We start from the raw sequence: 10,282 nt of genomic DNA, 5'->3' as shown, positions 1-10,282 counted from the left end.
GCTACTTGCCCATCGCCTGAAGGGTGCGCTCGTTGATGTCCTCAACGTTGCCTTCAGCCTTGATGGAGATGATGGCATCGCCGTAGTGCTCGATGAGCGGGAAGGTCTCCTCACGGTAGACACCCAGGCGGGTGCGGATGGTCTCCTCGGTGTCGTCCGCGCGGCCACGAGCAAGCATGCGCTCGACCACGACGTCCTCGGACACCTCAAAGTTGAGGACGCCATCGAGCTTCAGGCCTTTGTCAGCGAGGAGCTTCTCCAGGATGTCGGCCTGCTCCACGGTGCGCGGGAAGCCATCAAGAAGGAAGCCGTCCTTGGCGTCATCCTGGTTGAGGCGATCCTCCACCATGCGGGCGGTGACGTCAGTCGGCACCAACTTGCCGGCGTCGATGTAGGACTTGGCCTCGACGCCGAGTGGGGTGCCCTCACCAATGTTGGCGCGGAAGAGGTCACCGGTGGAGATGTGCGGAACGCCGAGCTTCTCGCTGAGGAGAGCGGCTTGGGTGCCCTTGCCGGCACCGGGAGGGCCAAGGAGTACGTAACGCATTACTTAAGTAGTCCTTCGTAGTTGGATTGTAGGAGCTGGGACTCGATTTGCTTGACCGTGGTCAGGGCCACCGAGACCATAATGAGGATGGCGGTACCACCGAAAGCGGAGGTGCCGGCGGCACCAGCGCTGCCGATTCCGAGATCCAGGAGGATATTTGGAAGGACGGCGATAACCGCTAGGTAGATCGAGCCGACGAACAACAGACGGTTCATGACGAAACCTAGGTACTCGGCGGTCGGTCGGCCCGGGCGGATGCCCGGGATAAATCCACCATACTTCTTCATGTTCTCCGCCTGCTCGGCCGGGTCATATTGAACCGACACGTAGAAGTAGGAGAAGAAGATGGTGAGCACGAAGTAGAGAACGATGTACTGCCAGGAGCTCGGCGCCTGCAAGTGTGCAATGACGTTGCGCTGCCACCAGTTATCGGACACGCCCGGGGAACCGGAGTTGACGATCTGAGTGATGAGCACCGGCATGTAGATCAGCGAGGAAGCGAAGATGACCGGGATAACGCCGGCCTGGTTGACCTTGAGCGGCAGGTAGGTGGAGGAACCACCGTACTGGCGGCGTCCCACCATACGCTTGGCGTACTGCACCGGGATGCGGCGCTGGCCCTGCTCGATGAAGGTAATGCCCACAACGAGGACGATGAGACCGGTAAGAACCATGGCGAAGACCAGGCCGCCATTGTTCTGGAAGATGTTGACACCGTCGGTAGGAAGGCGGGTAGCGATACCGGCGAAGATCATCAGCGACATACCGTTGCCGATGCCCTTCTCAGTAATCAACTCACCCATCCACATGACGAGGATGGCGCCGGAGGTCATGGTGATCACGAGCACGATGAGGGTGAAGAAGTTACGGTCCTCCGCCAGGACACGCACGCCTTGTCCCAAGAGCTGCTCGCGGTCCGCCAGAGCTACGATGCCCGAAGACTGCAGCAGCGCCAGCGCCAGGGTGAGGTAGCGCGTGTACTGCGTCATCTTGGCCTGACCGGATTGCCCCTCCTTCTTCAGCTGCTCGAAGTGGGGAATAACCACGGTGAGCAGCTGCACGATAATCGACGCCGTAATGTACGGCATGATGCCGATGGCGAAGATGGACAGCTGCAGCAGCGCACCACCGGAGAACAGGTTGATCACCGAGTAAAGGTTGCCTGCTTCCTCCGTGAGGTCACGAAGACGGCCGGCGATGGTGGCGTAATCAACGCCCGGCGACGGGATCTGTGCGCCAACGCGGTAGAGGATAATCAACACGAGCGTGAAGATGATCTTCTTACGCAGGTCGGCATCTTTGAAAGCCTGCAAAATGGCGGACACTACTTAATCCTCCTGGCCTACCGCGCTTGTTGTGCGGTTCGAATTCGCCGCGCACGGGGGTGGATCTCATCTGTTCCCAAAAGTTAAGAGCCTTTTTAAGGTCTCTCATAGGAACGGTTGAACACTTTTGACCCCATTACCCTACCAGCCTCGGCCACTTTCGCCACATTGACCCCGTTTACGCCGCCCTAACCAGGAGGACATATCCCCTCCCTTAGCGCCATTTATGGATCGGGCCTACCATGGTCCGTGTTGCTTCGCGGCAATGTCCTTACAAGATTTCTGCGTCTTTTCGACCTCCCCCGCGACGCCCGGGACGTCTCGGAGTATGGACGTTCTTTATCAGCCAGACGATGAACCGAAAGAAGTATGTAATTTTATGAGTAAGCGATTTACCCCGATGACTGTGGCCGAGATTATCGATACTTTCATCCCCAGCCCCAACCCCTTCCGCTGGGAGGCTTTCGACGGCTCCTCCACTGGCCCGGTTGATGCACAGTTCACCGTCAAGATCAATAACCTCCAAGGCTTGGCTTATATCGCTACTCACCCAGGGGACGTCGGATTTGCCCGCGCCTATGTCACCGATGGCATCACCGTCGAAGGCGAGCACCCTGCGCATCCTTATGGCATCTTCGACGCTTTGCACGCGATGTATGACAAGTTCTCCCGCCCCGATGCCATGACGCTGGCCCGGGTAGCCCGCTCTTTGGCTTCGATGGGAGCCTTTCAGATCCAGCCGGTCCCCGAGGTCGAGCGCGCGTCTTGGCTGCGCCGCAAGCTGCACGAAGGATTGTCCAAGCACTCCAAGGAGCGCGACGCGGACGTCATCTCCGATCACTACGACGTGGGCAATGACTTCTACGAGCTTTTTCTCGGTGACTCGATGACGTATACCTGCGCCTACTACCCCTCCCCCGACGCCACGCTGGATGAGGCCCAGGAAAACAAGTATCGCCTCATCTTCGACAAGTTGCGGCTCAAGGAGGGTGACCGCCACCTGGACGTCGGCTGCGGCTGGGGCGGCATGGTGCGCTACGCCGCCAAGCGCGGTGTGAAGTCCCTCGGCGTAACCCTCTCCAAGGAGCAGGCTGAGTGGGGCCAGGCCAAGATCAAGGAGGAGGGTCTCGAGGACCTCGCGGAAATCCGCTTCCTGGACTATCGCGACGTCACCGAGGAAGGCTTCGACGCCATCTCCGCCATCGGGCTACTCGAGCACATTGGCGTCAAGAACTACCCGGACTTCTTTAGCTTCCTCAACGGCAAACTTAAGCCGGGCGGATTGATGCTCAACCACTGCATCACCTACCCGGATAATCACAAGACCCCGAAGGGCGGCTTCATCGACCGCTATATCTTCCCCGACGGTGAGCTCTCCGGCTCCGGCACCATTACGAAGTGCATGCAGGACGCCGGCTTCGAAGTTGTCCACACGGAATCCCTACGCTTCGACTACATGCGCACTCTGCACGATTGGTGCGAAAACCTTAAGGAGACGTGGGAGGAGGCCTGCTCTCTGGTGGGCCTGCCCACCGCGCGCCTGTGGGCCATCTATATGGCCGGATCCGAGTGGGGCTTCGAGCACAACATCATCAACCTGTACCACTTCTTGGGAGTCAAGCTGGGTGAGGCCGGTTCTCGTTCCGGCGTGCCCGAGCGCCGCTGGTGGGAAGATTCGCGCTTCTAAAGACTTAAAGGAATTCTATGTTGACTGATCTCATTCGCAATCACCACAGCGTCGATGCCGTGGAGATCCCGCTGGTGGGCGGGAAGGCGCACAGGCAAGGCGTCGATAAGCTCCTGCGTAGCTTCCGCGCGGTGCCGAAGGATAAGCGCGTACGTCTGGCGAAGAAAACCTCGAATCTTTTCCGCGGGCGCAGCGGCGAGCAGGTGGGGCTCGACGTGTCCGGTCTGAGTGGGGTCATTGAGGTCGATCCGATTGCGCAGACCGCCGAGGTCCAGGGCATGTGTACCTACGAGGACCTTGTCGACGCCACCTTGCCGCACGGCCTGATGCCCTTCGTGGTGCCGCAGCTCAAGACCATTACGCTGGGCGGCGCTGTGACGGGCATGGGCGTGGAGTCCACGAGCTTCCGCGATGGATTGCCGCACGAATCCGTGCTGGAGATGGACATCCTCACCGGTACTGGCGAGATTCTCACGTGCTCACGTGAGGAGAACGTCGATCTCTTCCGCCTCTTCCCCAACTCCTACGGTTCCTTGGGCTATGCGGTGCGCCTCAAGATTGAGCTGCGCGCGGTGAAGCCTTACGTGGAGCTGAGGGAGGTGCGCTTCCACGACTTTGAGTCCTTGGCACGCACGCTTGACGACGTCTCCCGCACCCACTCCTATGACGGCCTCGATGTCCACGGCCTAGATGGCGTGGTCTTCTCTCCGGAGGAATCCTACCTGGTCATGGCCCGTTTCACGGAGGAGGAGGGCCCAACCTCCGACTACACGAGGGAGGAGATTTTCTACCGCAGCCTCCAGCACGCCCGCGGTATCCGCCGCGACCGCCTCACGGTGCGCGATTACATCTGGCGCTGGGATACTGACTGGTTCTGGTGCTCGCGAGCCTTCGGCGCGCAGAATCCGCGGGTGCGCAAGGTGTGGCCGCGGCAGCTGCGGCGCAGTTCCTTCTACTGGAAGCTCGTGCGCCTGGACCGGAAATACGAGCTGGAGTACAACTTCATCAAGAAGCCGAAGGGCCTGCCGCGGGGTGAGCGCGTGGTGCAGGACATCGAGGTCACCCCGGAGAACTTGCCGGAGTTCTTGGACTGGTTCTTTGCGGCCTCCGATATCCAGCCGGTGTGGCTGTGCCCGATTCGGTTGCGCGAGGGCGTCGAAGACCTCGTTGGTACGGGCACGCTGGCCGCTGATTCCCCGGCCCCGTGGCCGCTGTACCCGCTGCGCCCGGGCCAGACCTGGGTCAACGTGGGCTTTTGGTCAGGCGTAGAGGGAAATCACATCGATCCCTCCGCCCCGGGCAACGGCGCCTTCAACCGCGTCATCGAGGCGAAAGTCAGCGAACTCGGCGGGCATAAGTCGTTGTACTCGGAAGCCTTCTACTCCCCCGAGCAATTTGCCGAACTCTACGGCGGTGACCTACCAGACCGCATCAAGGCCGTCACCGATCCGGATGGCCGCTTCCCCGGCCTCTATGAAAAGACGGTCAACGACGCCTAACATTCCCACAACCGAAACTGCACCTGCACCTCAGCCGCATAAACTTCGTGCCATAAGGTTCCTCTCAAAAGGCATTAGTACCTTTTGAGAGATGCCATTTGCGGCCCTCCCCGCGAAAACTCCCAGGTCAACACATAACAATCGGACCATAAGGTGCTCCTCAAAAGGTACTAATGCCTTTTGCGGCCTGCTGGAGTGCCCCGAAAACACCAAAAGCCCTCCCGAAGGCCACTCGGAAGTAGCGCCACGGGAGGGCGATGGCTCTCACAGAGCCTGGAGAGAATTACTTGGTTGCGGTGGCGGTGCCGCCAGCAGCCTCGATCTTCTCAACAGCAGACTTGGAGAACTTGTCAGCGGTGACGTTCAACTTAACGTTGATCTCACCGTTGCCCAGAACCTTGACCGGCTGGTTCTTGCGAACCAGGCCAGCAGCAACGATGCCCGCAACGGTGACGTCGCCACCGTTAGCGAAAGCCTCTGCGAGGTCAGCAACGTTGACTACCTGGTACTCAACATGGTTCGGGTTCTTGAAGCCCTTGAGCTTCGGCAGACGCATGTGGATCGGCATCTGGCCACCCTCGAAAGCAGCGGAAACCTGCTTACGAGCACCGGTGCCCTTGGTACCGCGACCAGCGGTCTTACCCTTGGATGCCTCACCGCGGCCGACGCGGGTCTTGGGCTTGTTGGAGCCTGCGGCCGGGCGCAGGTCGTGGAGCTTGATGATATCAGCCATGGTTTACTCCCCTGCCACTTCTTCGACGGTGACCAGGTGACGCACCTTGTGAACCATACCGCGGATGATCGGGGTGTCCTGCTTCACAACAGAGTGACCGATGCGCTTGAGACCAAGCGACTCCATGTTTGCGCGGTGGTTCGGCTTGGTGCCCACAAGGCCCTTTACCTGAGTAATCTTCAGAGCCATTGCTTATGCCTCCTGACCTGCGCGCTTGCGCAGCATCTGGGCCGGTGCGACCTCCTCGAGGGACTTGCCACGACGTGCGGCAACTTCCTCCGGGCGAACCAGCTGCTTGAGGCCGTCCACGGTAGCGCGGACGACGTTGAGAGCGTTGTCGGAGCCCAGGGACTTCGACAGAATGTCCTGCACACCAGCGCACTCAAGCACCGGACGAGCAGCACCGCCGGCGATGACACCGGTACCCGGAGCGGCCGGCTTCATCATGACGATGCCAGCGGCGTCGCGACCCTCAACCGGGTGGGTAATGGTGCCAGCAATCATCGGGACGCGGAAGAAGTTCTTGCGAGCCTCTTCTGCACCCTTCTGGATTGCGGCCGGGACTTCCTTGGCCTTGCCGTAGCCGACGCCCACCATGCCCTGGCCGTCGCCAACGACGACGAGAGCGGTGAAGGACATGTTGCGGCCACCCTTAACGGTCTTAGCGACGCGGTTGATGGTCACAACGCGCTCGATGTACTTATCGCGCTCGTTGTCCTGGTGGTTGCGGCGGTCGTTACGACGGCCGTTGTTGCGACCCTTGCGGTCGTTGTTGTTCTCGGCGGAGCGTCCGCCGTCACGCTGTTCACGGTCCGACATTAGGCGTTCCTTCCGTTGATGTTTCCGTATGCCTTAATCATTAGAACTGCAGACCACCTTCGCGAGCGGCGTCGGCCAGCGCGGCAACGCGGCCGTGGTACTTGTAGCCTGCACGGTCGAAGACGACCTGCTCGATGCCAGCGGCCTTGGCGCGCTCAGCGATGAGCTGGCCTACCTTGGCAGCCTTGGCCTTCTTATCGCCCTCGAGTGCACGCACGTCGGCTTCCATGGAGGAAGCGGCAGCCAGGGTGTGGCCGGCCAGGTCATCGATGACCTGAACGTGCATGTGGCGGGAGGAGCGGTGAACGACCAGACGCGGTGCCTCAGGGGTGCCGCGGAGGGTCTTACGGATGCGGAAGTGGCGGCGCGCGCGTGCTTCACGACGACGCGAGGAAATGTCCTTGCCAACCGGGGTGCGCTTTGCGTTTTCAGTGTTAGCCATTGCTTACTTACCCGTCTTTCCGACCTTACGGCGGACTTGCTCGCCGCCGTAGCGAATACCCTTGCCCTTGTAAGGATCGTCCTTACGCAGGCGGCGGATGTACGCGGCGACCTGTCCAACCAGTTGCTTGTCAATACCAGATACGGAGAGCTTGGTTGCGCCATCCACAGCGAAGGTGATGCCCTCCGGAGCCTCGATGAGGATCGGGTGGGAGTAACCCAGAGAGAACTCTAGGTCCTTACCCTTCTGCTGGACACGGTAACCAACACCGAAGATTTCCATCTTCTTGGTGTAGCCCTCGGTCACGCCAACAACGGCGTTGTTGACCAGGGAGCGGGACAGACCGTGCAGGGCGCGGTTCTTGCGGTCGTCATCCGGACGGGAGACCTTGATCTCATCGTCCTCGACGGCTGCGGTGATCGGCTCCGGCAGCTCAACCTCGAGGGTGCCCTTGGAACCCTTAACGTTGACAACCTGGCCGTTGATGGTGATCTCGACGCCCTTCGGGACGGCGATAGGTGCTAGACCGATACGAGACATGTGTCAATCCTCCCTTACCAGACGTAGGCGAGAACTTCTCCGCCTACACCCTTCTCCTGAGCCTGACGGTCGGTGAGCAGACCCTGGGACGTGGAGATGATGGCCACGCCCAGGCCGCCCAGAACCTGCGGCAGTTCGGTGGACTTTGCGTACACACGCAGACCCGGCTTAGACACGCGACGCAGACCCGAGAGGGAACGCTCACGGTTGTTGTACTTAAGCTCGAGGGACAGCTCGCGGCCCTCGACGGAGTAGTCAGCGATGTAGCCTTCCTGCTTCAAGATCTCAGCGATGTTCGCCTTGAGCTTGGAGGTCGGCATCGACACGACGTCGTGGTGCGCATTAGATGCGTTGCGCACGCGCGACAGCATGTCGGCAATAGGATCAGTCATAGTCATATGAGTGACCTTTAACCTTTCTCGTTGCGGTTCCCATAATGCTCACCAAAGCGTTTTCCGTGTGATTTCGGGCTACTCACGCTCCCCGCAGTCAATACCGCGAGGCGCTCGCCACCCTTTGATACAGACAACGGTCCGCTATCTACGGCGAGGGGCCTACAACAAAGTAGATGATTTTCAATTCTTCCGGCTTGGCACGTTTCCGCACCTCCTGCACTGTTTTCGCGGCGCAGGAGTGGAAAAATGCAAGTCCGTCGGATTACCCTACCCGCTGACATGCAGTTTTCCAAAACGCGTTAGCATAGGAAGCCATGAGCGAAACACCTGATCCGATCCGCACCGCCCATCAGTGGCTGGAAGAGGCCGCCGAGCTAATCGGAGTCTCCCCTGAGGAGGCCACCGCCCTGGTCAAGGAACTTCTCGATCTGACCAAGGACGTTGCGCATACCCAGTCCCGTCCCGCTGCTCCCCTGACGGCGTACCTAGTGGGCTTAGCTTCCAAAAACCCCCAGGAAGCCCGCGCGCATATCGCCACGTTGAAGGAGGCCCTCAACCGATGAGTGGTCGCGTCAACGCCACCTTCGCCGTAACAAAGGTGCGCCTCAACGAAGACGGGCAGGTCATACAGGTCGATACGCGCGGCGATACCGTCACGGGCGAAGAGCCCTTGGAGATCCGCGTGGGCGGGCAGACGTTGACCACGACGATGCGCACGCCGGGCCACGACGTCGAGTTGGCCCACGGTTTCCTCCACTCGGAAGGCCATATCAGCTCCGCAAGCGACCTCAAGGAGGCCCGCTATTGCGCGGGCGCCTCCGCGGACGGGCGCAATCCCTATAATCTGCTGGATGTCGAGCTAACTAACCCGCACGCCATCACGCTGGCTGATCTGCGCCTGACCACCACCACATCCGCCTGCGGGGTGTGCGGCACTTCCTCCATCGAGGCGCTGATGAAGCAGAGCCGCTACGAGATTCCGCAGGTGCCGGTGGATCCGGGGGTCGTCGCCAAGCTGCCCGAGACCCTGAAGCGGGAGCAAAAACAGTTCCGCAAGACCGGCGGCATTCACGCCGCTGGGGCCTTTACTCTCGACGGCGAGCCCATCGTGGTGCGCGAGGACGTCGGCAGGCACAACGCCGCCGATAAAGTCATTGGCCACCTACTCATGGAAGGCATGCTACCTGCCAGTGACCTCATTCTCGTCATGAGTTCGCGCGCCAGTTTCGAGCTGGTCAACAAAGCGGCGATGGCCGGCTTTGGCATGCTCGTTGCGGTTTCGGCGGCTTCCTCCCTAGCCGTGGAAACCGCCCGGGAGACCGGCATGGCGCTGGTTGGCTTCGCGCGCGGCGACCGCTTCAACCTCTACTCGGGCGAACTTAATCGCGGTACGCTTCCGGGCCAGAGTTAAGCCAGGCATACACGCCGCCAATAAGGAAGCCGCCGCCGATGAGGTTTCCCACCCACACGATGGACCAGTTGGCCAGGACCGCACCGAGAGTAAAGCCCTCAGGCAGCGGACTGGCACAGAAGAAGGTCAGGGTCATCAGGCAGAAGTTGGCGATAACGTGCTCCAGCCCCAGGCCCACAAAGCAGGCGATGATCGGCACGATGACGAAGAACTTGGATACCACATCCTTGGCAAAGACCGCGCCGACGATAGCCATGTTGACCACGAAGTTGGCCAGCATAGCCTCCACCAGCAGCCCGCCTGGGCCCTTGATGAGCTTGCCCATCGCGAGGTTGGCGATGAGATGGTTCGGGTCGATGCCGCCCAGCTTGGCCGACATTCCCATGGCTGCGGCAAAGAGGGCAGCACCAACCAGGTTGAACAGCGTCGTCACCACCAGCAGCCACAGGGCCTTGCCCCAGCCCACGTGCTTTGTTGCGGCGCCATAGACCATGTACATCATGTTGCCGGTGGCCAGCTCCGCGCCAAGAAGGACGATGGCAAACAGTCCCAAGCCGAACAGGCATGCAAAGACCAGCGAGCCCAGACCTTCCGCATGCTTCTCGACGCCCATCCCCATCACCGCAGCAAACGCCGTGCCGATAGCGAGGTACACGCCCGCCAGGGTGGAGCGCACGGCGAAACGGGCGAAGAATTCATCGAGCAACGTGACCTTCTTCTTCACCGCAGCTGCCACAGCGTCATTCAGGGACATCATTTACCTCACCGGATAGATAGTTCACGGACGCCAGTAGTTTACTCCCCGCCTCTTCATTCCTCAGAGGAAACACTGCCTCCGTCTTGTTGCGAGAAGGAGTGCAAGCGCAAAATTCCCCGGCCTCCTT

General features: G+C 60.4%; 13 protein-coding genes. 4 read left to right on the top strand and 9 right to left on the bottom strand.

Translation table 11 applies throughout. The annotated features are described in order from the left end of the window. Position 1 precedes the first annotated feature (1 nt). Together HMPREF2537_RS08635 and secY are read right to left on the bottom strand one after the other, a co-directional pair. Complete coding sequence (locus HMPREF2537_RS08635) at positions 2-547, bottom strand: adenylate kinase (RefSeq protein ID WP_070527829.1); 546 nt, start codon at positions 545-547, stop codon at positions 2-4. Next, positions 547-1,872 carry a preprotein translocase subunit SecY gene (secY, locus tag HMPREF2537_RS08630; RefSeq protein WP_070527826.1) on the bottom strand — a complete coding sequence of 442 codons (1,326 nt, stop codon included), beginning with the start codon at positions 1,870-1,872 and terminating at the stop codon, positions 547-549. The genes HMPREF2537_RS08635 and secY overlap by 1 nt, the downstream gene beginning before the upstream one ends. Before the next feature lie 379 nt (positions 1,873-2,251). On the opposite strand from secY, the gene HMPREF2537_RS08625 reads away from it, so the two are divergent. Continuing rightward, positions 2,252-3,559: a class I SAM-dependent methyltransferase gene (locus tag HMPREF2537_RS08625; protein ID WP_070527823.1), complete on the top strand. Its 1,308-nt coding sequence runs from the start codon at positions 2,252-2,254 to the stop codon at positions 3,557-3,559. A 17-nt stretch (positions 3,560-3,576) separates the two neighbouring features. Continuing rightward, positions 3,577-5,058, top strand: coding sequence for an FAD-binding oxidoreductase (locus tag HMPREF2537_RS08620; RefSeq protein ID WP_070527820.1), 1,482 nt, complete (start codon positions 3,577-3,579; stop codon positions 5,056-5,058). 283 nt (positions 5,059-5,341) lie between these two features. On the opposite strand, the gene rplO is transcribed toward HMPREF2537_RS08620, so the two are convergent. Genes rplO through rpsH form a run of 6 tightly spaced genes read right to left on the bottom strand, consistent with a single transcriptional unit; the run spans position 5,342 to position 7,990 of the window. Then, positions 5,342-5,791, bottom strand: a complete 450-nt coding sequence (rplO, locus tag HMPREF2537_RS08615; RefSeq protein ID WP_070527817.1) for a 50S ribosomal protein L15 — start codon at positions 5,789-5,791, stop codon at positions 5,342-5,344. A 3-nt stretch (positions 5,792-5,794) separates the two neighbouring features. Next, complete coding sequence (gene rpmD / locus HMPREF2537_RS08610; RefSeq protein WP_010189565.1) at positions 5,795-5,980, bottom strand: 50S ribosomal protein L30; 186 nt, start codon at positions 5,978-5,980, stop codon at positions 5,795-5,797. A gap of 3 nt (positions 5,981-5,983) precedes the next feature. Beyond that, entirely contained in the window at positions 5,984-6,610 is a 627-nt protein-coding gene (gene rpsE / locus HMPREF2537_RS08605; RefSeq protein ID WP_010189568.1) for a 30S ribosomal protein S5, read from the bottom strand. 40 nt (positions 6,611-6,650) lie between these two features. Continuing rightward, entirely contained in the window at positions 6,651-7,052 is a 402-nt protein-coding gene (rplR, locus tag HMPREF2537_RS08600; RefSeq protein ID WP_046648465.1) for a 50S ribosomal protein L18, read from the bottom strand. Between the two features lie 3 nt (positions 7,053-7,055). Then, positions 7,056-7,592 (bottom strand): 50S ribosomal protein L6, encoded by a 537-nt coding sequence (gene rplF, locus HMPREF2537_RS08595; protein ID WP_070527814.1) that lies wholly within the window; start codon positions 7,590-7,592, stop codon positions 7,056-7,058. A 14-nt stretch (positions 7,593-7,606) separates the two neighbouring features. Then, positions 7,607-7,990 (bottom strand): 30S ribosomal protein S8, encoded by a 384-nt coding sequence (rpsH, locus tag HMPREF2537_RS08590; RefSeq protein WP_070527811.1) that lies wholly within the window; start codon positions 7,988-7,990, stop codon positions 7,607-7,609. Between the two features lie 311 nt (positions 7,991-8,301). Here rpsH and HMPREF2537_RS08585 point away from each other — a divergent pair, with 311 nt between their 5' ends. Both HMPREF2537_RS08585 and fdhD read left to right on the top strand, forming a co-directional pair. Continuing rightward, entirely contained in the window at positions 8,302-8,550 is a 249-nt protein-coding gene (locus tag HMPREF2537_RS08585) for a DUF6457 domain-containing protein (protein WP_070527809.1), read from the top strand. Beyond that, positions 8,547-9,398, top strand: a complete 852-nt coding sequence (gene fdhD, locus HMPREF2537_RS08580; RefSeq protein WP_070527805.1) for a formate dehydrogenase accessory sulfurtransferase FdhD — start codon at positions 8,547-8,549, stop codon at positions 9,396-9,398. The genes HMPREF2537_RS08585 and fdhD overlap by 4 nt, the downstream gene beginning before the upstream one ends. Here fdhD and HMPREF2537_RS08575 read toward each other — a convergent pair. Further along, entirely contained in the window at positions 9,367-10,152 is a 786-nt protein-coding gene (locus tag HMPREF2537_RS08575; protein WP_070527801.1) for a formate/nitrite transporter family protein, read from the bottom strand. The two genes, fdhD and HMPREF2537_RS08575, sit on opposite strands and share 32 nt — an antisense overlap. Positions 10,153-10,282 lie beyond the last annotated feature (130 nt).

This window comes from Corynebacterium sp. HMSC074E01 (genome assembly GCF_001808885.1).
In the GTDB taxonomy this organism is placed as follows: domain Bacteria; phylum Actinomycetota; class Actinomycetes; order Mycobacteriales; family Mycobacteriaceae; genus Corynebacterium.
Note: the sequence above shows the minus strand (reverse complement) of the source record. Positions and strands in the feature narration are given on the sequence as shown.